This is a genomic window from Streptomyces sp. NPDC019531 (assembly GCF_044903305.1).
Classification (GTDB): domain Bacteria; phylum Actinomycetota; class Actinomycetes; order Streptomycetales; family Streptomycetaceae; genus Streptomyces.
This window is the reverse complement of sequence record NZ_JBJDQL010000011.1, coordinates 177881-199150: the sequence shown is the minus strand read 5'-3', so window position 1 is coordinate 199150 and position 21270 is coordinate 177881. Positions and strand designations below refer to the sequence as shown.

Genomic DNA, 21270 nt, shown 5'->3' with positions numbered 1-21270 from the left:
GGTGATGAGGGCCCCGTTTCGGCGGGGCCCTCTTCCGTTGGGCTGTGGCAAGGCCCCTTATGCCGTCGCCAGTGAGACCTCGGTCGACTTGATGAGGGCGACGACCGTGGTGCCTGCGGTGAGGCCGAGGTCGGTCGCGGCGTCCTTGGTGATCGCGGAGGTGATTTCGCCTCCGTCGACGGCGATCTTGACGGAGGCCATCGCGGCGCCGGTGGCCAGGGAAGTGACCGTGCCGGGGAGCTGGTTGCGGATGGACACGCCGTGGACCGGGGCGGTGGCGAGGGAGACCTCCGTGGACTTCACGAGGGCACGTACGGGGGAGCCTTGAGTGAGGCCGAGTTCCTCGACGGCTTCGAGGGTGATCGCGGCCGTGAGGTCCTGGCCGCCGTCGAGGCGGATCTTGACCGTTGCCATGGCCTCGCCCGGGGTGACGGTGGTGACGGTGCCGGGGAGCTGGTTGCGGATGCTCAGGGTCATGGTCATCAACCGTAGAGGTTGGACGGGGTTGGGTGGTGTATGTGGTGGTTTGCTTCGCCTTGTGCGCCCCGTCGGCCTGGCTGGCAGGAGCGTGGTCGGGGCAGGAGATGGGGCCCGAATCGAGCAGCGGGGCTGTTCGGCGTCGCGGGGCCCCCTGGGCGATCCACGACGCGGTGAGAGGTGATCGTGCGGTCTCGTCGTCGATGCGGTGGCCGAGTTGTCGTACGGCGTCCGTTCGCCGGCGGAGCGTGCCTTCGGCGGGGCCGCACAGCCCGTCGTGAACCGTGCGCTGCCGCGCCAGCCACGGCCGACGGCCGGGCGCGGGGCAATCGGTCGCACGGGGTGACCGTAGGGCGGGGTGAGTCCGTCGGTGACGCCGTTCTGACGGCCGTACGACGGAATCCTGACGCGGTCCTGGTGCCGGGCTCTCAGCCGGTGTGCACGCGCGGGCGCCTGGTGCGGTCCGGTTCGGCCTCACGCAGGACCTCGCGGGTGACCGGGGCGACCTCGCCCTGGCCGAAGAGGAAGAAGCGCAGGAAGTTGCGGAAGGGGTTGCCCTCGGTCCACTCGAAGTAGATGTGCGGGGTGCAGTGGGTCGTGTCGCGGACGTGGAGCAGCAGGGCCGCCAGGGCGTTCGGGATGGAGGAGGACTCCAGGGTCAGGACGCGGTAGCGGTTGTGAAGGACCTCACCGCGGACGGTGAGGCCGGCTTCGAACTCCGAGGGGTCGGTGACCGTGACCTCCACGAAGACGAAGTCCTCCTGGCCGGGGACGTCGTTGTCCTCGCGGATCTGCTCGATCTTCTCGCGGTACTCGGCCTTGTCGCGGTTGTCGGGTTCGTTGGCGATGAAGCGCATCTTGCGGCTCGCCATGTCCCGGATGAAACGTTCCGCCATGTCGTCAAGGGTCACGCTGGTCACACGGAGCTCGAAGGCACGGGCCAGGCGCGAGAGCAGCGAGACGAGGATGATGCCGGCGATGAAGCAGGCGCCGATCTTGACGCCGTCGGGGCGCTCGATGACGTTGACGACCGTCGTGTAGACGAACACCGCCGAGATCGCCGCGAACGCGATGGTCCAGCCGCGCTGTCCCGCCTTGCGGGCGGCGATGGTCACCGCGATCGCCGCGGAGCTGATCAGCACCAGTACACCGGTGGCGTAGGCGCCGCCCTGGGCGTCGACACTCGCGTCGAAGATCCAGGTGACGAGGAAGGCGATCAGGGTGAAGACGATGACCATGGGGCGCACGGCGCGGGCCCAGTGCGGGGCCATGCCGTAACGGGGCAGGTAGCGGGGCATGAGGTTGAGCAGGCCGGCCATCGCGGAGGCGCCGGCGAACCACAGGATGGCGATCGTCGAGACGTCGTAGACCGTGCCGAAGGCGCCGCCCAGGTATTCGTGCGCGAGGAAGGCCAGGGCGCGGCCGTTGGCCTGGCCGCCCGCCTCGAACTCCTTCTCAGGGATCAGGAGGGTGGTGATGAAGCTCGTGGCGATCAGGAAGCAGCTCATGATCACCGCGGCCGTGGTGAGCAGCTTCTTGGTGTCGCGGATCCGGCCGACCGGGTTGTCCTCGGTCTCGCCCGGGTCGCCCTTGACGTGCGGCATGACCGCGACGCCGGTCTCGAAGCCGGAGAGGCCGAGGGCGAGCTTGGGGAAGACGATCAGGGCCACGCCGATCATCACGAAGACGTTGCCGTGCTCGGCGGTCAGGGCGTTCGACCAGTCGGTGACCACGTGGTCGGCGGTGACGACGTGCCACAGGCCGACGATCACGACGACGACGTTCAGCGCTAGATAGACGCCCACCAGGGCCGTCGCGACGCCGATGGCCTCCAGGAAGCCCTTGAGGAAGACCGCGCCGAGCAGGGCCACCAGGACCAGGGTGATCAGCATCTTCTGGTCGTGCAGGGTGCTGGTCAGGTGCGGGTTCTCGACGAGGTGGGTCGATGCGTCTGCGGCGGACAGGGTGATGGTGATCAGGAAGTCGGTGGCGGCGAAGCCGAGCAGCGTCAGGACGAAGAGCTTGCCCTTCCAGAAGGTCAGCAGGCGCTCCAGCATCGCGATCGAGCCCTGGCCGTGCGGGCTCTCCTCCGCCACGCGGCGGTACACCGGCAGGGCGCCCGCGAGTGTGACGATCACCAGGACGATGGTCGCGACGGGGGAGAGCAGGCCGGCCGCGAGGGCGGCGATGCCGGGCTGGTAGCCGAGGGTGGAGAAGTAGTCGACACCGGTCAGACACATGACCCGGTACCAGGGCTGGCCCTTGTGCTCCAGGCTCGACTCGGTCTTCTGCTCCGGCCGGCCCTGGTCCTGGTCCTGGTCCTGACTCTTGACCATGTCGGACAGGCCCTCCAGCATCCAGGCGCGCAGGCGACTGGGGGGAGGGTGCTCGGTCGTGGCCATCGGTGTGCTCCTGGTGTACGGCTCAGCATGAGGTTCCGGCCATCACACTGACGGCGGGATCAGCGTAAGCGGAGAGTGATGTCAGGGCCCACGGATGCGGACGACCAGGGCGTCAAACTTCCGTTAAGAATCGCCTGGTGGCTCGGGGTCCACGTCAAGAGACCAGGTGTCGTGCCTGCAGGATCACTACGAGCCCGTACGACGGAACCCGGGTCCGGTGGTCGGTGGTGGACACCGAGCGTCATGGCGTACGACGGTTTCCTGGACACAGGGACCAGCGGGCGGCAGTTGTCTTCAGGGAGCCGTGGCCCGTCGGCGCCTGCCGCTCGTGGCCTGATGTGGGAGGGCCTGTGACACTCACGGCCTGAACATCGCGCGCTCTGCGGAAGATCCGCCAGGACTCTCAGGTGGGCGACTCCGCGCTCGACCGGGACCTGTGCCTTCGACAGTGCCCGGTTGACGGTCTGTCGGGTGAGCGTCGGTTCGTCTCCTGGAGGTCGTCCGGCGGGTGTGGTCGCACATGCGCCGGCACCGGGGTGGGCGCGGTCGGCGAGGATCGGCGCTGCTTGGCGTTCGCAGAGGGCCTCGCGCAGAGCGCGCGGCAGTCCGGGCGCGCGGGCGGCCAGGAGATCGATGACCGCGCTGGTGAGGCGTGCGCGGTGCCGATCGAGATGCCGAACCCCGCGGCGATCTGCGCGAGAGGTTCGTGCTTGCGCAGGTACACCGGTCCTTTCTGTTGCCTGCACGTCACGCGCCCCACAGCTCTGTGGGGCGGGTGGCCTGCGGGTTGCAGGGCGGGAATGCCGGCGCGCGGAACAGAAGTCCCACAGCGAGTCGATGCTTCCGGCGTGAGAGGTTGCGTGGCCTGTCGCGCGGAAAGTGCTGAGCTGTGGGGGGTTGTGGACATTGAGCAGGGGGTGGGTGCCGTGTGGAGGCGGATGTCGCCAAGTCGTCGTGCAGGCCTCGCCAGTGGCGTGCTTGTGGTCGCCATTGTGGGATTGACCGTTACCGATTGGCCCTTGGGGGGCCTTCGGGTCTTTTGGAGCCGGCATGCCTTTCTTGCCGGTTCACTGTCCTCAGTGCTCTTTCTGGCTCTCGGTGCGACGCTCATCGAGGAGTGGATTGCGCGGCGTGACGAGGCTCGGCTGCGTCTGGTCATACTCGTGGCTTGTGGGGCTTTGGCTCGGGCACCGCTTGCTCAGCGGCGGGTGATGTGGTTCGCGTTAAACGGTGGCCACCTTATTGAGGATGCAGACTTCCGGCTCAACCCTGATTTGGCCGACCGGATGAAGACGATTCTGGCTCGGCATGCGCTTCCCGAGATCAAGGAGAACGACGTCATTCATGAGGTGGTGCGGCCGCCCGGGACGGCATCCAGGATCAGCGTTCTCGCCGCCGATCCGGAGTGGGCCCGGACGGCATACGACCTTCTGCGAGGGTGTTCGCACGGATTCCGTGTGATCACGGCTAGGTGGGCGCCGCTGCTGACCGGGACGGACAGAAGTGCGGCGATCTTGGAGGAGGTCGCGCTTCAGTCGGAGCAGCTGACTCAGGTTCAGGTGAGGCTGCTCCCTGTTGCTCGGGGGCGTGTGAGGGAGTTCCAGCCCGGAGAAATCGATGAACTGGGTGAACTGTGGCGGCGGGAGTTCGCCAACTCCATTGCGCTCGATGAGGCGTTGACCCAGCTCAGTGGTAAGAGGGGACCCGGCTGGGTCACGGATGGGCGGAATTTGCTCGAGACCCCTGACGTGGACGCGCTTCGGGCCCGGGACTCGGCGAGGGAGCGGCGGTCCATGCGGCTGTACACATGAGCACCCGGCTCGCCATCGCCCAGGACCTGACCGACCAGCACCTCTGGATGGCAGGCTCCCTGGTCGAGGATTTCCTGCATGCCTCCAAGGGCCGGGAAACCTGTGAGAAACGGCGGGGAGCGAGGAATTGTCACACCCTGTGGATTGCTCGACTTTTCAGCTGCGGTGGGACTCGCCGGGGCCCGGCTGCGACATCAGGGCCTCGGCAAGGCGGTCGACGCCGAATCCACTGATCAGTAGGCGTTCTTTGCTGTTGCCGGTGAGCAGTTGGCTCCATTGAACGAAGCCGCCGTCGCCGACTTCCAGCTGGTGGCCTCCGATGCTGGTGTAGATCTTGAAGCAGATTCCCGTGTAGTAGCCGCGTCCGGTGGCCCGGTCCGGGTCCTCGCATACCTGTATTCCTGGCAGCCCGGCGAGGTCATGGCTCATCCGCTCGAGGGTCGGACCAGTCGCTTCCTCCAGAAAGGTCAGTCTGATCTGTGTGTCCAGTGCCCCCACGTCGGCCATGACGCGGGCGGCGAACCGTAGGTGCTCGGCCAAGTGCCGGTGCTCAAAGAGTCGGTTGCCCATGTCTCGGCCGGCGGTCACCAGACCGAAGAGCTGGAAGTGGGAGAGGTTCCTCGGACCGTTGAAGCTCTGGGCGCGAGCGACTCGCTGGCTGGCCGCCAGCCGGACCGGCGCGTTCGAACGCGGATCGGCGGCCAGGGCCAGGGAGCGTCGGTGCGATGCCTCCAGCGCCAGTGCGTTCGTCGGATCGGCGGCCACCTCGCTGCCCCGGACCGTCGCGATCACCTTGCGCGGATCGACGGTCGCCACGGCAGAGTGCGCGGCGAGCGGTACGACCGGGGCGAGCACGAGGACCTCGAAGCCGTCGGGCAGCGCCGACAGTAACGCGTCCTCCGTGCGGCGCAGTGCGGCGAAGTCGACCGGCGCTGGGGCCACGAACCGGTCGCTGCGATAGCGCCGCATCACCTCGGCCGGCGAGAGCCGGTCAGCCCGGCGCCGGAACACCTCCAGCAGGAGTGTGGTGAGATCCGCGCCCGACATCCCGCTGGCCAGCAGTTCCAACAGTTCCGGGTCGCCGGCTCGTGTCAGAATCCGACGTAACGCCGGGTTGACCGGGATGTCTTCGGTGGGGCCCTCGCGCGTCACAACATCGAGTATCACGGTTCAGAAATCAGCTGGGCCAGTGAGTTTCTGACGTGCCCATCGGCCTTCAGCAGAACGGGGAGCCCCGGGTGAACGTCCACGAACTCAACATCGCGCTCAAGGCACTTGCAGGCAGCAGCTGACGGCGTGACCCGGTGGGCCGGGCGGGACCGGCAGCGACCCGAACAGGAGCCGACGGCGAAGGACCGTCGGCTCCCGATGCCACGAAGCCGACGAGGGCGAGCGCCGTGAGGCCCTCGGCTGGAGGTCCTGATCACCAAACAGGGGTGGCTCGGCTGACCTCGTAACGTTCGCCAGGTCGCCCGAAAGTTTCGTCACAGGGTGGACGCCGCGACCGTACCGTGCCGGGAGCGTGGTGGCGCGTGCCGACTGCGGGGGGTGTCGCTCATGTTGGCCGTGTCCGGCGGTGGAAGGTGCCGGGTGGATGTTGCTGGGCACGCGGCCGTGTGGCTCCTTCGCGGGATTCCGGATCACCTGGAGCCTCGTACCGGAAGACGTAACGCTTGGTCCCCTGCGCCACGACGAGGGGCGTGACCGCCTTCCCGGTTCCCGCGGAGTGGGTCGACGGCCGGGTCGAGGGTCGGCCCGGTGCGCATGGCATCCGGCGCCGGATGCCCGGCGTGCGGGCGAACTCCCGTCGGATCGGGGCGACTTCGGTGCTGGTGTCCTGAAGTCGTACTGGATCTCCCCGCGCGGCTGCCCGGGGGTTTCCGGATCGCTCATCGAGGGCCCTGGACACCTGGCCACGCATGCCACCGGTGACAGGCGGTGGCGGCCCCTTGCTCGCGGGCCGTGGTCAGCGGCGACCTCAGTGCGGTTCGCCGCGCGGGCGGACGCAGGTTCCAGGGGTCGCGTCAGCCCGGCCGACCGGGCGAAAGGCGGCCCGCCACCCTGAGCGGTGAGATTCGCGCTGAAGGCCCGGGTCGTGCCAACCCGCCTGAAGGAAGCCGGCCTTGGAGCTCGGGACCGGCGTCGAGCCACTCGCCGGACTCGGCGAGCGCCGTCTCTTCATCCAGGTGGTCGAGCGCTTCACTCGCCGGATCATCGGCATGTACCTCACCGGCTGCACCGAGGGACTTCGACTGGTTCGGCTGCTCAACATTCCCCCTGCACAAGGGGTTGCCAGCGTTTAGTAGCTGTCTCTAGGGTGCGGCAGCAGCGAAGCTTTCTGGATCTACTCCGAAACATTCGGACCGCAGGACGGACAAGGACGGCTCCGTCCCGTACCCAAGGAGCGCATCATGGGCGACCCGGCACTGTCCCGCCGTGGTTTTCTGGCGGCGTCCGCCGCGGCCGGTCTGGGCATGGCGGCACTGACCGGCTGTGGCGGTGACTCGGACGGAGGGTCGTCCGACGGAACGACCACGGTGGAGTGGTGGAACATCTCCACCACCGAGCCGGCGAAGGGTGTCTGGGCAGGACTCGCCAAGAAGTTCGAGGCACAGAACCCCAAGGTGAAGATAAAGATCGTCCAGTTGGAGAACGACGCCTACAAGTCGAAGATGACAGCGCTGACCGCCTCCGGGAAGCTCCCCGACATCTTCCACACGTGGGGCGGGGGCGTGCTCAAGCAGCAGGTCGACGCCGGGCTTGTCGAGGACCTCACCGACAAGACCAAGCCGTGGGCCGACGGTCTGCTGAAGGTCACCAAGGAGCCGTACCTCCTGGACGACAAGGTCTACGGCATTCCGTTCGACATGGGCATGATCGGATTCTGGTACAACAAGGCGCTCTTCGAACAGGCCGGTGTCAGTGAACCGCCCACCACCTGGGGCGGCTTCCTGGAGGCCGTGAGCAAGCTGAAGTCCAAGAAGATCACGCCGATCGCCCTCGCGGGCATGGAGAAGTGGCCCGGCATGTACTACTGGGCCTACCTCGCGATGCGCACCGCCGGCATCGACGCCCTCCAGAAGGCCGACGAGGACCATGACTTCACCGGCGCCGGGTTTGTCGAAGCGGGCCGGCATCTCAAGGAGCTCGTGGACCTCCAGCCCTTCCAGAAGGGCTTCCTCAACGCCGCCTACTCCACCCCCACCGGCCAGGCGGCCGCCGTCGGCAACGGCAAGGCGGCCATGGAACTCATGGGCCAGTGGGCCCCGGCGGTGGAGGCCGACAGCGGCAAGGGCCTCGGGGACGAACTAGGCTTCTTCCCCTTCCCCGCGGTCGAGGGCGGCAAGGGCGCCATCACCGAGGTGTTCGGCGGAGGCGGCGGACACGCCCTGCGCAGAGGGGCCCCGCAGGCGGCCGTCGACTTCCTGAAGTTCTTCGCCTCCGAGGCCACCGAACTCGAACTGGTCAAGAAGACCAGCGTTCTGCCCGTGCTCCCGAACGCCGAGAGCGCCATGACCGACCCCAACCTCAAGCTCGTACAGGCCCAGTTGAAGGCCGCCACCGGCTTCCAGCTCTATCTCGACCAGGCGTACGCGCCCGCCGTCGGCCAGGAGGTCAACGACAGCGTGGCCGCGCTCATCGCCGGCTCCAAGTCCCCCGAACAGGTCGCCCAGTCGATCACCAAGACCGCGAAGGAAGAGCAGTAGCCCGCGATGACCTCCACGTTCCTCGCAGACAAGCGGAGCGGTCCGGGCACCGATCTCCCGCCCCCGGAATCAGTCAGGGCCCGGGGGCGGGGCCGACGGCGCGCACTGCACTGGCTCACCGCGGTCGGCTTCCAACTGCCCGCCCTGGTGCTGTTCATCGGCATGGTCATGCTGCCGATGCTGTTCGCGCTGTACGCCGCCTTCTTCCGCTGGGGCGGCTTCGGCATGCCCTCCGACTACGTCGGCGTCGACAACTTCACCCAGCTCTTCGACAACCCGGTCTTCCTGGGCGACCTGTGGCGCTGCCTCGTCCTGGTCGTGCTGTCCCTCGCGTTCCAACTGCCGTTCGCGCTCGCCATGGCGGTCCTGCTCAACCAGAAGCTGCGCGGCAGGGCCGTCTACCGGATGCTGTTCTTCGCGCCCTACGTCCTGTCCGAGGCGATCACGGGTGTGCTGTTCAGCATGGTCTTCGCCCCGGACGACGGACTCGCCGACCACATCCTCGGCGCGGTCGGCCTCGACGGCGTGGGCGGACTGTGGTTCGCCGACCCCTCCTACGTCATGGCCACGCTGTTCCTGGTCATGACCTGGAAGTACTTCGGCTTCCACATGATGCTCTACCTGGCCGGACTCCAGTCCATCCCGAGGGAGTTGACCGAGGCGGCCCTCATCGACGGCGCGTCCGCCTGGCAGCGGTTCCGCAACGTCACCCTGCCCCTGCTCGCGCCCACCCTGCGGATCAGTGTCTTCCTGTCCGTCATCGGCTCGGTCCAGCTCTTCGACCTGGTGTGGGTGGTCACCCAGGGCGGCCCGGACCACCACTCCGAGACCATGGCCGTGACCATGTTCCAGTACGGCTTCAAGCGCTACCAGGTTGGATACGCCAGCGCGATCAGCGTCGTCATGTTCGGCATCTGCCTCGTCTTCGCCCTCGCCTACCAGCGGTTCGTGCTCCGCCGCGACCTCGAAGGGGCCACCACGACGATGAGGGGGGACGGCAAGTGACCGCCCGCAAGACCACCGCACGGACCCTGCCCCTGCACGCGATCCTCGTCGCCGTCGGCGCGGTGATGGTCGTACCCCTGGTGTACGCAGCCCTCTCCGGCTTCAAGTCCACCGACGAACTCTCCAGCAACCCTTTCGGGTTGCCCAAGCACTGGCTGATCAGCAACTACACCGACATCCTCGGCGCCGGCGACTTCTGGCGGCTGCTCGGCAGCAGCACATTGATGGCGGTGGGTACGACGGTGCTGGTGGTCGCCGCGTCCGCGCTGGCCGCGTTCTCCTTCGCGCGGTTCGCCTTCCGCGGCCGGGAGGCGCTGTTCACGCTGTTCACGATGGGGCTGATGTTCCCCTTCGCGGTGGCGGTGCTGCCGCTGTTCCTGTTGCTGCGCTCGCTCGGCCTGCTGGACAACCCGCTGGGCGTGATCCTGCCCCAGGCCGCCTTCGGGCTGCCGATGACGATCATCATCCTGCGTGCCTTCTTCCGGGAGATCCCCGGCGAGCTGGAGGAGGCGGCCACGCTCGACGGGTGCACCTCCTTCGGGTTCTTCTGGCGGGTGCTGCTGCCCATGGCGCGGCCCGCGCTCGGCACGGTCTCGGTGCTCGCCGTCGTCACCAGCTGGAACAACTTCATGCTGCCGCTGCTGGTGTTCACCGACAACACCTGGTGGACGCTGCCCGTCGGCGTGCAGCAGTTCCAGGGCCAGTACTCCGCGGAGTACGCCCGTGTCTTCGCGTATCTCGTCCTGGCGATGGTCCCCGCCCTCGCCTTCTACTCGGTCGCCGAGCGGCAACTCGTCGGCGGACTCACCGCCGGTGCCACGAAGGGCTGACACCGGCGCCTTCACCAGTACGGCTCACCCACCCCCGCACGTGAGGAGTCGCACCATGCGCAAGAACCGTCTGAGACTCGTCGGAGTCCTGGCCGCGGCCCTGGTCGTCGCCGGGCTCGGCGCACCCGCCCAGGCTCACGACAGACCAGCCACTCTCGCCGATCTCGCCCAGCGCCACGGCCGCTACTTCGGCAGTGCCACCGACAACCCCGAGCTCGTCGACGGGCCGTACAAGAAGATCCTCGGCAGCGAGTTCGACCAGATCACGCCGGGCAACGGCATGAAGTGGTATGCCACCGAACCCCAGCAGGGGGTCTTCGACTGGACCAACGGCGACGAGATCGTGAACCTCGCCCGCGCGAACCACCAGAAGGTGCGCGGCCACACCCTCGTCTGGCACAGCCAGTTGCCCGGCTGGCTCACCTCGCGCGAGTGGACGGCGGCCGAGCTCAGGGCCGTACTGAAGAAGCACATCCAGACCGAGGTGCGGCACTACCGGGGCAAGGTCTTCGCCTGGGACGTCGTCAACGAGGCCTTCAACGAGGACGGGACCTACCGCGACACCGTCTTCTACAAGACCCTTGGCCCCGGCTACATCGCCGACGCGCTGCGCTGGGCCCGTCAGGCCGACCCGAAGGTCAAGCTCTATCTCAACGATTACAACATCGAGGGGATCGGGCCGAAGAGCGACGCCTACTACAACCTTGCCAAGGAGCTGAAGGCACAGGGCGTCCCGCTCGACGGCATCGGTCTCCAGGCCCACCTGGCGCTCCAGTACGGCTATCCGACCACCCTGGAGGACAACCTCCGCCGCTTCGGCAAGCTGGGCCTCGACACCGCGCTCACCGAGGTCGACATCCGCATGATCTTGCCGGGGACCGAGGAGAAACTGGCCCAACAGGCTGATTGGTACGCGGACTTGACGGATGCCTGCCTCGCTGTGCGCCGGTGCGTCGGCATCACGATCTGGGACTACACCGACAAATACAGCTGGATACCCGCCTTCTTCGAGGGCCAGGGCGCCGCGCTGCCGTGGGACGAGCAGTTCCAGCCGAAGCCGGCGTATTTCGCGATCCGGGATGCGCTCTTGGACTGACCGGTACGGGAGTCCTGGCTGCGCCTGCCCGGTCGGCCGGGATTCGGTGGACGCGGGGGAAGGCCTCTGGCTGCAGCACGAACCGTGAGGGCGATATGGCCCTCACGGCCATGTGGCCCGGCCAGGCCACGCCCGAGCGGAAACCGCCCGGCCGCACCACCTGATGGGACTCGACAGTCGTCGAATCGGCCTCGTCTCGTGGGCGGCTTGGCGGGGCCAAGGGCGGGTGGCGGGCTTCGCCGACGGGACCGCTTCGCGAGGGTGCGGCGGTCCCGGGCGGCAGTGCGGTGGCTGGTCGGGTGCCAGCTGGTGGCACGAGGACCACGAGGACCACGAGGACGGCATGGCGGCAGGGCCGTGGTTCGTCAGGGGTCGGCCGGTGGTGCGGTGCTTGATCGGGTCACCGGTTCTGTGGCCTGTTCCAGGCGTGGCGCGTCCGGGTGTTCCTCGTGGGCCGGTTTGAGGATGGTGGGGGCCCGGGCGGCAGTGCGCTGGTGCCGTCAGGTGGTGGCCGGTGGTGCGGTGCTCGACCGCACCACCAGTTCCGTGCCCAGCTCCACGCGCGGCGCGTCCGGGCGTTCGTCGCGGGCCAGTTTGAGGACCGTGCGGACGGCCAGTTTGCCCATGTCGGCGAGGGGCTGGCGGATCGTGGTCAACGGCGGTGCCGACCAGCGGACTTCCGGAAGGTCGTCGAAACCCACCAGGCTCAGGTCCTCCGGGACCCGCAGACCGCGCCGCCTGAGCGCCTCGATCGCGCCGAGGGCCATCTGGTCGCTGGCCGCGAACACAGCGGTCGGCGGCTCGGGCAGGTCGAGGAGCTTCTCGCAGCCGGCGAAGCCGGACTCCGGGTGAAAGTCGCCGGGTACGACCAGGGATTCGTCGTGGGTGAGTCCGGCGCCTTCCAGAGCGGCTCGGTAGCCGTCGAAGCGGGCCCGTGAGCACAGCAGCCGGGGCGGTCCTGCGATCAGGCCGATTCTGCGGTGGCCCAGCGACAGCAAGTGCTCGGTGGCCGCGAGCCCTCCCGACCAGTTGGCGGCGCCGATGGTGGGGGCGTCCAGCGCGGGGGAGCCGGCCGGGTCGACGACCACCAGCGGGACGCCGAGAGCGCGCAGCTCGTCGTGGAGGACCGTGTCCAGCGCCGAGGTGACCAGGATGACGCCGTCGGAGGCGCGGGCGCGCAGGTTGCGCATCCACTCGCGGGCGTCGCCCGAGCGGCCGTGGATCGCGGAGACCACGGTGCCGACGCCCTCGGCGTGGGCGATCTCCTCGACCCCACGGATGATCTCCACGGCCCAGGGGCTGTCGAGGTCGTTGAAGACCAGGTCGAGCAGGGCGGCGCGGCTGCCGGGGGCCGCGGGGCGCTTGCGGTAGCCGTACTGCTGGAGCAGTTCCTCGACACGGGCGCGGGTCCGCGGGGAGACGTCCGAGCGGCCGTTGACCACCCGGGACACCGTCGGCACGGAGACCCCGGCCTGCCGGGCGATCTCCGTGATGGTGACCCTGCCCCGGGGCTCGGCGTCGGCCTCGCCTGCTGTCACTTGCCCACCTCCGCGTCAGAGCTTCGAAAAGTCACGGCCTCTGCAGTCACGGCTTCGAAACTTCCAGAAGTCTTCCGGAAAAGTGGGCCCATATACAAGGCATTACAGGGAGTGATCGCCATCGGACATGCGTCGGGGCCGGTGCGCAGACAGGCGCTGCGAGCCGGCCCCTCAAGGTCTCCGGGCGGTACGGCCGCCGCCCGGTCGTGCTCAGGCGGCCGTGGCCCCCGCGAGCGGGCGGTGCGGGGCGATGACCCGGCCGTCGGGCAGGAGCTCACCGGTGTCCTCGAAGAGCAGAACGCCGTTGCACAGCAGGCTCCAGCCCTGCTCCGGGTGGTGTGCCATGAGGCGGGCACATTCCCGGTCGGTGGAGTCTGCGGTGGGACACGGTGGCTGGTGCTGGCACATTGGTGGGATCTTTCGCTGTGTTGTGGTCATGACGTCCCCCGTCGTGATTGCTCAGTCCGAACCCAGTGTTGCCCCACGGGCGTCAATCCGCAGGTATTTCGCATCACCACTTCTTCACAGGTTGATGACGCTTCACCCGGCCGGATGGTTCATCCCAACTGCACTGTCCCTTCGGGTGGTTAACAGTGGTCGGATGGGGCTAGTCCACCTGGAGTCAGGCTCCCGATCGGCTCGTCCGAGCAATTGTGCGCTCGTACGAGCAAAAGGCTTTCTGTGCGGTCCCTGGGGATTTTGTACGACCCTAATGGCGCCGGAAACGGAGTCGTACCCCGCTACCCGGAATTCGGGGCGGGGTACGAGGGTGTCGGGCGGGATCTCAGGCGGGCGAGCCGAGCAGTGGAGCCGGAGTCACCCGATGCGTCAGCACCGGGAGGAGTTCGGCGGCCCGGTGTGGGCGGTGGGCGGCGATGCCGGGCGGGGCCGGCGCCAGCGGGACCAGCAGATCGGTGGCGGCGAGACGGCCCGTGGCGGCGTCCGCCGTGCTGTCGCCGTGCAGCCAGAGCGCGAGCATGTACAGGCCCGGGATGGACAGCAGGCGCGGCTGGTACGGCTGCTGCATCACCTCCGCCTGTCGCAGTGCCCGCTCGGTGGACGCGATGTAGGGGCCCTCGAAGAAGTGCGAGAACGCCCAGCCGTCGGGGGTCAGCATGGTCTCGGCGGCGGCCACCGAGCGCTCACCGCAGCGGATCAGGAAACGCCACCCGGTCAGCCGGGTGGCGGTGCCGTCCAGGACGTGTACGGGCAGTGGAAGTTCGGGTGTGACGGGTCCCTGGGCGCGCAGCAGGGAAGGGGTCCGGGCCTCGCGGACCGCGGTGGGCGAAGCGAGTGCGGTGAGGACGGAGCGAAGTGCGGGTGCGGGTGCCGGGGGGACATGCAGCGGCATGGTGGGTCGCCTCTCATTCGACAGGCACGGTGGCGCGAGGGCGGGGGCGGACGGCGCTGTCAGCTCACGGGGGTCAGAGAGGCGGGGGCCGGGGTCCGGTGACGCGGGTGCGGATGGGATTGCCGTACGTCACCTGACGGCAGGATCCAGGACCGCGGGTGCCAACCCTCTGCCTTGTTCGCGGAGTTTATACGACATGTGTTCAGACGGTGTTTCGTCTAGCCGTTTTCGTCGACTGGAGCAAGGGACCATTCGGTCGGAGATACGCGGGAATCATCCCGATTCCGTATCGGCTCCGCTGCGGTGACCTCGGAAAATGCCCGGGGAGCGGTCGGCCCGTTCTCGTCGGCGTTTTTCACGAGTTCTTCAGGGCACTCGAAACTGCTGAGAGCTCCATGCCGAAGGAATGTGCCACCGGTCACATTCAACAGGGTAGCGGGCCGAGGGCCGTCGTGGGACGTTACCGATCGTTCGGGCTGGGCATCATCCCACCTGACTCATGACGCATCGAGGAGGGACCCTTCGATGGGGGAGAAGGTCGCGGCAGGTCAGTTCGGTCTGTCCGATCGCCAGCACTACCGCGACAAGCTCCGCAGGTGCCTGACGGGGCTGGAGCGGCTCCTGGCGGAGCAGCGGTTCGACCGGCCCAAGAACCTCATGGGGCTGGAGATCGAGCTGAATCTGGTCGGCGGTGACGGTATGCCGAAAATGTTGAACGGAGAGGTCCTCGAACGTATCGCAAGCCGAGATTTCCAAACAGAACTCGCCATGTTCAATCTGGAAGTCAACATAGCCCCACACCGATTGGGCGGCCGGGTATTCGACCGGCTCGCCGAGGAACTCCGTACGTCTCTGGCATATGCGGACCGTAAAGCGGGCGAGGTCGACGCGGGAATCGTGATGATCGGCATTCTGCCGACGCTCGACCGGGACGACCTGGTCTCCTCCAACCTTTCCGACGTGGACCGCTACACCCTGCTCAACGACCAGATCGTGGCGGCGCGCGGTGAGGACTTCGTCCTCGACATCGACGGGGTGGAGCGGCTCACCTGCACCTCGAAGTCCATCGCCCCTGAGGCCGCCTGCACCTCTGTGCAGCTGCACCTCCAGGTCACCCCGGGCCGGTTCGCCGACGTGTGGAACGCGGCGCAGGCGGTGGCAGGCGTGCAGATCGCCGTCGGCGCCAACTCGCCCTTCCTGTTCGGCCGTGAGCTGTGGCGGGAGTCCCGGCCGCCGCTCTTCCAGCAGTCCACGGACACGCGTCCGCCGGAGCTCCAGGCCCAGGGAGTGCGGCCGCGGACCTGGTTCGGCGAGCGGTGGATCTCCTCGGCGTACGACCTGTTCGAGGAGAACCTGCGCTACTACCCGGCCCTGCTGCCGATCTGCGACGAGGAGGATCCGCTGGAGGTCCTCGACGAGGGCGGGGTGCCCTCGCTCGCCGAGCTCGTCCTGCACAACGGCACGGTGTACCGCTGGAACCGGCCCGTCTACGGCATCGCCGACGGTGTCCCGCATCTGCGCGTCGAGAACCGGGTGCTGCCCGCCGGGCCCACCATCACGGACGTCATCGCCAACGCGGCCTTCTACTACGGTCTCGTCCGCGCCCTCGCCGAGGAGTCGCGGCCGGTGTGGACCCGGATGCCCTTCGAGACGGCCGCGGCCAACTTCGACGCCGCGTGCCGGTACGGCATCGACGCCCGCCTCACCTGGCCCCGGCGGGGGCGGTACGGCGGCACGGTGGAGGTCGACGCGGTGAGCCTCGTACGCGACGAACTGCTGCCGCTCGCCGAAGCCGGGCTCGCGGGGTGGGGCGTCGAGTCCGGCGACCGGGACCTGTATCTCGGGGTGATCGAGGAGCGGTGCCGGCGCCGGGCCAACGGGGCGTCCTGGCAGGCGGCGACGTTCCACCGGGCACGGGAGGCGGGGTTGTCGCGGGACGCGGCGCTGGCGGCCACGACCCGGCGGTACGGCGAGCTGATGCACCTGGGAGAGCCGGTGCACACATGGCCGGTGGGGTTGCCGGAGCCGGTGCCGTTGGGATGAGAGGCCACACAGGGCGCGGACAGGGCGCGGAGTCAGCCGCCGCTGCCGCTGCCCAGCGCGCCGGCCGCCACGATCGCCTTCAGGATCACCGTGTGGATCTGGGCGGGGTTGTTGACCTGTTGGCCGGAGCCGCCTGTCGCCTCGGCGAGTTGGTCGGCCTCCGCGCGGTCCGCGTCGGGGCCCACCGCGATCACGATCAGGGGGACCGGGCGTCGAGGATCGGCGAGTTTCTCCAGCTCGGACACCAACGCTCCGCGCGAGATGCTGCCCGGGTCCTGGTTGACGCCGTCGGTCAGGACCACCAGCGCGTTGAACTTGCCCTCGGCGTACGAGGAGGTCGCGGACTTGTAGGCGGCGAGCGTGGTGTCGTACAGCCCCGTCGCCCCTCCCGGCACCGGCTCAAGACCGCCGAACGCCGCCGACAGCCGCTCTCGTTGGGTGCCGCCCCCGTCCGCGCTGCCTCCGAGGCGTTCCGTCGGCACCAGGACCTTGTAGTCCTTGTCGCCGTCGAGCTTGGTGGAGAACTCCCACAGCCCGATCTCGTCCTCCTGCGTGAAGGTGGCGAGGGCCTGCAGGAGGGACTCCCTGGTGACGTCCATCCGGGAGCGGCCGGTGCCGGGCACGGTCTCCGACATGGAGGAGGACGCGTCCACGACCGTCGTGATCCGCGCGCTCTGCACGGTGATCGTCCAGGTGCCGAGGGCCTCCTGGAGCGCCGTCGCCGAGGCGGGCTCACCGGCCGCCGCCGTGTACGGCTGCGGTACCTTGCCCCCGGCCTTCGCGACCAGTGAGGCCGACACCTGGTCGTCGGACGTCCGGAACCCCCGGTCCGTCAGCAGCTGTTCCTGCTCGGGCTTGCGCAGATAGGTCATGAAGCGGATCGCCGCCCGGCTCTCGTCCGTGGTCAGCCGTGTCTCGTCGACGAGCGCGTAGGGGTAGTCGAGCCGCGGTGAACCGTCCTTGGGATAGAAGAAGTCCAGACCGCTCCCCGCGTCGGCCGAGGCGTTGTACGCGAAGGCCGCCTGCTCCGACAGGACAAGCGCCTGGTTGCGCTTCGGGTTGCCCTGCTCGGTGCCCGAGGTGTCCCGCGGCAGTGTCTCCACGAGCTGTCCGTCACTGTCGGAGATGCGCTGCGAGAGCGACTTCATCATCGACGCGGCCTGCGTGTCCCCGCCCTCGACCTTCCCGGCCGCGCTGCTGAGCTGGGTGAGGGCGAGCAGCCCGGTCGCGCTGCGCGCGGGGTCGGCGGCGCCGAGCTTGAGGGAGTCGTCCTGGAGCGTGGCACCGGCCAGCTCCAGCCAGCCGTACGTCTTCTTCGGCCAGCCCAGCGACTTCGCGGCGGTCGGCACCATCGCCATTCCGACCGGGCTGGAGGCGACGTTGCCGACGCGGGCCACCTCCGTCGCGTCGCCGTCCGCGGAGATCTGCTCCATCCACACGTCCGAGTCCGGCACCCACACCTGCGCACCGGGGTCCCTGCCGGCCACGAGGGTGTCTCTGACCTTGTACGACTCGCGGGCGGTGATCGTGATGTCGACGCAGCGCCCGTCCGAGGTGAGGTTCTCGTCGCGGGCCCGCTCAGCCGCGGCGCGCAGTGCGGGGGCCACGTCGGGGGAGGCGGCCACCTTGAGCCGTACCGCATCGTCCCGGCAGGAGGAGTCGAAGGAGAGCAGACCGCCCTGGACGGCGGCGGCCGTACCGCCGGCGACGGTCAGGACGAGCACCGTCGCGATGGCCACGGTGCGGCGGCGGGCGCGTGGGCGGGGGTCGCTGCCGCCCGCCCCATACTGATCGGGCAAGCTGTGACGTCCCATGACGGTGGTGCCCTCCCCTGTCGATTTCGGTGCGGGCACGGCCGTATATGGCAGGAAAGGGGGAGGTACGCCCGTACGGCGTCCGTCCCCCCAACGGCCATGCGCACGATCTTCGTAACTTCTTTCGAAGGACCCTAGCGGGGCGGCGATGGGGATGAGGCTGGATTACTCAACTGGAGGCAGGTGTGCAGGCGGAGGAAGGGGCAGTGGCCGATTCTTTTCCGCAGAAGGCGCTCTCGCGGCGGTTCTTCCGTGACGAGACGCTGCTCGTTCTGGGGCTTTCGCTCGGTGCGAGTGGTGTGTCCGCACTGATCAGTTTTGTGGGATCGGTCACGAAACCAGGGGGTCTCAAGGACCAGGCGGCAACACTCAACGCCTCGGCCGCGCCCGGCCGCCCCTGGCTGGATCTCGCCTGGCAGCTCTTCGGGATCACGTCGTCCCTGGTGCCCGTGCTGCTTGTCGCGCACTTCCTGCTGCGGGAGGGGCAGAGCCTGCGGACTCTTGGCTTCGACCGCACCCGGCCGGGTCCCGACCTCGCGCGCGGGGCCGGGATCGCGGCCGTCATCGGCGGCACCGGAATCGCCTTCTACCTGGCCGCACGCGGCCTGGGCTTCAACCTCACCGTGGTGCCCGAGGCGCTGCCCGACGTGTGGTGGAAGTACCCGGTGCTGATCCTCTCGGCGATGCAGAACGCGATCCTCGAAGAAGTGATCGTCGTCGGCTATCTGCTGCGCCGGCTCCACCAGTTGGGCTGGACCCCGGGCACCGCGCTCGTGGCCAGTTCCGTACTGCGCGGCAGCTACCACCTCTACCAGGGGATCGGCGGCTTCATCGGCAACATGGTGATGGGTGTGGTGTTCGTCTACCTGTACCGGCGCTGGGGCCGCGTGGGTCCCCTGGTGGTGGCGCATTCTCTGCTCGACATCGGGGCGTTCGTGGGGTACGCGCTGCTCGCCGGGAAGGTGGGCTGGCTGCCCACCGCATGAGGGACTTTGCCTATGCCAGCAGCTCGCCCTCGATCACGGTGACCGCGCGGCCGCTCAGCATCGTGCGCTCACCGCGCAGCTCCGTGCGGACCCGGCCGGAGCGGGGCGAGGCCTGCAGGCCGGTGAGTTCGGCACGGCCGAGGCGCTCGGACCAGTAGGGGGCCAGGGCGGTGTGCGCGCTGCCGGTGACCGGGTCCTCGTCGATGCCGACGTTCGGGAAGAAGCAGCGGGAGACGAAGTCGTAGCCCAGATCCGGGTTCTCGGCGCGGGCGGTGGCGATGACACCGCGCTCCGAGTAGGCGGCCAGGGCCTTGAGGTCGGGGCGCAGGGCGTGGACGGTCTTCTCGTCGGCGAGTTCGAGCAGCAGGTCGCCGATGTCCGGCCCGGTGTCGCGGGCGGCGACGGGTTCGGCGCCCAGTGCCTCGACGACCCCCTCGGGAAGCTCGACCGGGGTCAGCGGGGCCGTCGGGAAGTCCAGGGTGATCGAGCCGTCCTCGCCCGGCGTCGCGATGAGGACCCCGCTGCGGGTGGCGAACCGCACCGGGCCCTCGTGGGCGCCGGTGGTGTGCAGCACGTGGGCCGTGGCAAGCGTCGCGTGGCCGCACATGTTCACCTCGGTGGCGGGGGTGAACCAACGCAGCGCCCAGTCGGCGTCGCCGCCCCCGGGGAGCCGGTGGGCGAAGGCCGTCTCGGCGTGGTTTACCTCCAGGGCGATGTTCTGGAGCCGGTTGTCGTCCGGGAAGGCGTCGTCCAGGAGCAGGACTCCGGCCGGGTTGCCCGCGAAGGGACGGTCGGTGAAGGCGTCGACGATTCGGATGCGCATGAGCCGACGGTACGGCGTGATCTTGAGGCCGGAACAAGGCCAATCCGGGGTAGCTGGACCCATTTCCCGCCTTTGAAGTGATCTGGATCACAAACTGTCACAGGGGTCGGTCGCCCGGTGTCTTGAGGCCGAACCCCTTGAGACGGAGGAGACACCATGAACACCGAAATCCTCGTGATCGGTGGCGGCTACGCCGGCGTCATGGCGGCCAACCGGCTGACCCGGCGTGACGACGTGACGGTGACCCTGATCAACCCGCGCCCGACCTTCGTCGAGCGGATCCGCCTGCACCAGCTGGTGGGCGGGTCGCACCCGGCGGTCGTCGAGTACCGGAAGGTCCTGGCCGAGGGGGTCCGGCTGGTCGTCGACACCGTCACCCGGATCGACGCAGGCGGGCGCGAGGTGGCGCTGGCCGGCGGCGGCACGCTCGGCTACGACTACCTCGTCTACGCGGTGGGCAGTGGCAGCGCCGACCCGAGCGTGCCGGGAGCGGCCGAGTTCGCGCACCCGATCGCCACCCTGGAGGACGCCCAGCGGCTGCGGCCGCTTGTCGAGGCCGCCTCCGCCGCGGCCCCGGTGACGATCGTCGGAGCCGGTCCCACCGGCATCGAGACCGCCGCCGAACTGGCGGAGCAGGGCCGCGCGGTGACCATGGTCTGCGGCGGGGTGCTCGGCCCGTACCTGCACCGGATGGGCCGGCGCTCGGTCGCCGGTCGGCTGGCCGGGCTCGGTGTGACCGTGCTCGAAGGCGTGCGGGTGACGGCCGTGACCGGCGATGCCGTACGGCTCTCCGACGGCCGCACGCTGCCCAGCGCGCTGACCGTCTGGACCGTCGGCTTCGGCGTGCCCGACCTGGCCGCCCGCAGTGGGCTGACCACCGACGCCCTGGGCCGACTGCTCACGGACGAGACTCTGACCAGCGTCGACGACGAGCGCATCGTCGCGGCCGGCGACTCGGCGGCGCCCTCGGACCTGCCGCTGCGGATGAGCTGCCAGGCCGCGATCCCGCTGGGTGCGCGGGCCGCCGACACCGTGCTCAGCCGGATCACGGGGGAACTGCCGGCGCCCCTCAACCAGTCGTTCGCCGGCCAGTGCATCAGCCTGGGCCGGGGCGCCGGGATCTTCCAGTTCGCGCACCGGTACGACGTCGCGGTGGGGTTCCACGTCGCTGGTCGCCCCGGCGCGCGGCTCAAGGAATTCGTGTGCCAGGGCATCGTCAAGCACCTGGCCGGGGAGGCGGACAAGCCCGGTTCGTACCGGCTGCACAAGGTCTCGGGAGGCCCCAGGCGCCAGGAGCTGCTGGAGGCCCTGGGCGACCAGGACCCCCGGAGTGCGGAGACCCCGGCCACCGTCGAAAAGGTGGCCTAGTCCGCATGCGGACAGGGGA

At 68.9% G+C, this 21270-nt stretch carries 17 protein-coding genes and 1 pseudogene; 9 read left to right on the top strand and 9 right to left on the bottom strand.

All coding sequences use genetic code 11. From position 1 onward, the window contains the following. Positions 1 to 57: 57 nt before the first annotated feature. The 3 genes and pseudogenes from ACI2L1_RS16680 to ACI2L1_RS16670 form a co-directional block, all read right to left on the bottom strand. Entirely contained in the window at positions 58 to 477 is a 420-nt protein-coding gene (locus ACI2L1_RS16680; protein WP_404740044.1) for a molybdopterin-binding protein, read from the bottom strand. A gap of 428 nt (positions 478 to 905) precedes the next feature. Continuing rightward, positions 906 to 2879 (bottom strand): APC family permease, encoded by a 1974-nt coding sequence (locus ACI2L1_RS16675; RefSeq protein ID WP_404740043.1) that lies wholly within the window; start codon positions 2877 to 2879, stop codon positions 906 to 908. Positions 2880 to 3252: 373 nt separating this feature from the next. Then, positions 3253 to 3603 (bottom strand): annotated as a pseudogene (locus ACI2L1_RS16670) (transposase family protein); the annotation flags it as partial. 355 nt (positions 3604 to 3958) lie between these two features. On the opposite strand from ACI2L1_RS16670, the gene ACI2L1_RS16665 reads away from it, so the two are divergent. After that, complete coding sequence (locus ACI2L1_RS16665) at positions 3959 to 4690, top strand: hypothetical protein (protein WP_404740042.1); 732 nt, start codon at positions 3959 to 3961, stop codon at positions 4688 to 4690. Between the two features lie 156 nt (positions 4691 to 4846). Here the strand turns inward: ACI2L1_RS16665 and ACI2L1_RS16660 are convergent, their stop codons facing one another. Then, a complete protein-coding gene (locus ACI2L1_RS16660; protein ID WP_404740041.1) occupies positions 4847 to 5842 on the bottom strand; it encodes a hypothetical protein in 996 nt (331 codons plus the stop codon). A gap of 971 nt (positions 5843 to 6813) precedes the next feature. Between ACI2L1_RS16660 and ACI2L1_RS16655 the strand changes: the two genes are divergently transcribed. The 5 genes from ACI2L1_RS16655 (at position 6814) to ACI2L1_RS16635 (ending at position 11328) form a co-directional block, all read left to right on the top strand. Continuing rightward, on the top strand, positions 6814 to 6993 hold the full coding sequence (locus ACI2L1_RS16655) for a hypothetical protein (RefSeq protein ID WP_404740040.1): 180 nt from the start codon (positions 6814 to 6816) through the stop codon (positions 6991 to 6993). Positions 6994 to 7101: 108 nt separating this feature from the next. Then, positions 7102 to 8397: an extracellular solute-binding protein gene (locus ACI2L1_RS16650; protein ID WP_404740039.1), complete on the top strand. Its 1296-nt coding sequence runs from the start codon at positions 7102 to 7104 to the stop codon at positions 8395 to 8397. 6 nt (positions 8398 to 8403) lie between these two features. Further along, the gene (locus ACI2L1_RS16645; protein WP_404740038.1) at positions 8404 to 9402 is read left to right on the top strand and encodes a carbohydrate ABC transporter permease; all 999 of its coding nucleotides are present in this window, start codon (positions 8404 to 8406) and stop codon (positions 9400 to 9402) included. Between the two features lie 65 nt (positions 9403 to 9467). Next, a complete protein-coding gene (locus ACI2L1_RS16640) occupies positions 9468 to 10232 on the top strand; it encodes a carbohydrate ABC transporter permease (RefSeq protein ID WP_404740067.1) in 765 nt (254 codons plus the stop codon). A 55-nt stretch (positions 10233 to 10287) separates the two neighbouring features. Then, a complete protein-coding gene (locus ACI2L1_RS16635; RefSeq protein ID WP_404740037.1) occupies positions 10288 to 11328 on the top strand; it encodes an endo-1,4-beta-xylanase in 1041 nt (346 codons plus the stop codon). Between the two features lie 500 nt (positions 11329 to 11828). On the opposite strand, the gene ACI2L1_RS16630 is transcribed toward ACI2L1_RS16635, so the two are convergent. From ACI2L1_RS16630 to ACI2L1_RS16620, 3 genes are all read right to left on the bottom strand, one after another. Continuing rightward, a complete protein-coding gene (locus tag ACI2L1_RS16630; RefSeq protein WP_404740036.1) occupies positions 11829 to 12866 on the bottom strand; it encodes a LacI family DNA-binding transcriptional regulator in 1038 nt (345 codons plus the stop codon). A 210-nt stretch (positions 12867 to 13076) separates the two neighbouring features. After that, entirely contained in the window at positions 13077 to 13274 is a 198-nt protein-coding gene (locus ACI2L1_RS16625) for a DUF5999 family protein (protein WP_123987810.1), read from the bottom strand. Positions 13275 to 13650: 376 nt separating this feature from the next. Continuing rightward, positions 13651 to 14217 carry a hypothetical protein gene (locus ACI2L1_RS16620; RefSeq protein WP_404740035.1) on the bottom strand — a complete coding sequence of 189 codons (567 nt, stop codon included), beginning with the start codon at positions 14215 to 14217 and terminating at the stop codon, positions 13651 to 13653. 525 nt (positions 14218 to 14742) lie between these two features. Here ACI2L1_RS16620 and ACI2L1_RS16615 point away from each other — a divergent pair. Beyond that, positions 14743 to 16260 carry a glutamate-cysteine ligase family protein gene (locus tag ACI2L1_RS16615; RefSeq protein WP_404740034.1) on the top strand — a complete coding sequence of 506 codons (1518 nt, stop codon included), beginning with the start codon at positions 14743 to 14745 and terminating at the stop codon, positions 16258 to 16260. Between the two features lie 32 nt (positions 16261 to 16292). Here the strand turns inward: ACI2L1_RS16615 and ACI2L1_RS16610 are convergent, their stop codons facing one another. Next, a complete protein-coding gene (locus ACI2L1_RS16610; RefSeq protein ID WP_404740033.1) occupies positions 16293 to 18074 on the bottom strand; it encodes a substrate-binding domain-containing protein in 1782 nt (593 codons plus the stop codon). Between the two features lie 185 nt (positions 18075 to 18259). Between ACI2L1_RS16610 and ACI2L1_RS16605 the strand changes: the two genes are divergently transcribed. Next, on the top strand, positions 18260 to 19060 hold the full coding sequence (locus tag ACI2L1_RS16605; protein ID WP_404740032.1) for a CPBP family intramembrane glutamic endopeptidase: 801 nt from the start codon (positions 18260 to 18262) through the stop codon (positions 19058 to 19060). A 10-nt stretch (positions 19061 to 19070) separates the two neighbouring features. Here the strand turns inward: ACI2L1_RS16605 and ACI2L1_RS16600 are convergent, their stop codons facing one another. Continuing rightward, on the bottom strand, positions 19071 to 19883 hold the full coding sequence (locus tag ACI2L1_RS16600; protein WP_404740031.1) for a PhzF family phenazine biosynthesis protein: 813 nt from the start codon (positions 19881 to 19883) through the stop codon (positions 19071 to 19073). A gap of 156 nt (positions 19884 to 20039) precedes the next feature. Here ACI2L1_RS16600 and ACI2L1_RS16595 point away from each other — a divergent pair, with 156 nt between their 5' ends. After that, positions 20040 to 21251 carry an NAD(P)/FAD-dependent oxidoreductase gene (locus tag ACI2L1_RS16595; RefSeq protein WP_404740030.1) on the top strand — a complete coding sequence of 404 codons (1212 nt, stop codon included), beginning with the start codon at positions 20040 to 20042 and terminating at the stop codon, positions 21249 to 21251. Positions 21252 to 21270: the final 19 nt, after the last annotated feature.

Bases quoted from the DNA above. Each gene is read 5' to 3' on its own strand.
- ACI2L1_RS16610 (WP_404740033.1), bottom strand. From the start codon at position 18,074: ATGGGACGTCACAGCTTGCCCGATCAGTATGGGGCGGGCGGCAGCGAC.
- ACI2L1_RS16645 (WP_404740038.1), top strand. From the start codon at position 8,404: ATGACCTCCACGTTCCTCGCAGACAAGCGGAGCGGTCCGGGCACCGAT.
- ACI2L1_RS16635 (WP_404740037.1), top strand. From the start codon at position 10,288: ATGCGCAAGAACCGTCTGAGACTCGTCGGAGTCCTGGCCGCGGCCCTG.
- ACI2L1_RS16650 (WP_404740039.1), top strand. From the start codon at position 7,102: ATGGGCGACCCGGCACTGTCCCGCCGTGGTTTTCTGGCGGCGTCCGCC.
- ACI2L1_RS16600 (WP_404740031.1), bottom strand. From the start codon at position 19,883: ATGCGCATCCGAATCGTCGACGCCTTCACCGACCGTCCCTTCGCGGGC.
- ACI2L1_RS16620 (WP_404740035.1), bottom strand. From the start codon at position 14,217: ATGCCGCTGCATGTCCCCCCGGCACCCGCACCCGCACTTCGCTCCGTC.
- ACI2L1_RS16680 (WP_404740044.1), bottom strand. From the start codon at position 477: ATGACCCTGAGCATCCGCAACCAGCTCCCCGGCACCGTCACCACCGTC.
- ACI2L1_RS16675 (WP_404740043.1), bottom strand. From the start codon at position 2,879: ATGGCCACGACCGAGCACCCTCCCCCCAGTCGCCTGCGCGCCTGGATG.
- ACI2L1_RS16615 (WP_404740034.1), top strand. From the start codon at position 14,743: ATGGGGGAGAAGGTCGCGGCAGGTCAGTTCGGTCTGTCCGATCGCCAG.
- ACI2L1_RS16625 (WP_123987810.1), bottom strand. From the start codon at position 13,274: ATGTGCCAGCACCAGCCACCGTGTCCCACCGCAGACTCCACCGACCGG.
- ACI2L1_RS16595 (WP_404740030.1), top strand. From the start codon at position 20,040: ATGAACACCGAAATCCTCGTGATCGGTGGCGGCTACGCCGGCGTCATG.
- ACI2L1_RS16640 (WP_404740067.1), top strand. From the start codon at position 9,468: ATGGTCGTACCCCTGGTGTACGCAGCCCTCTCCGGCTTCAAGTCCACC.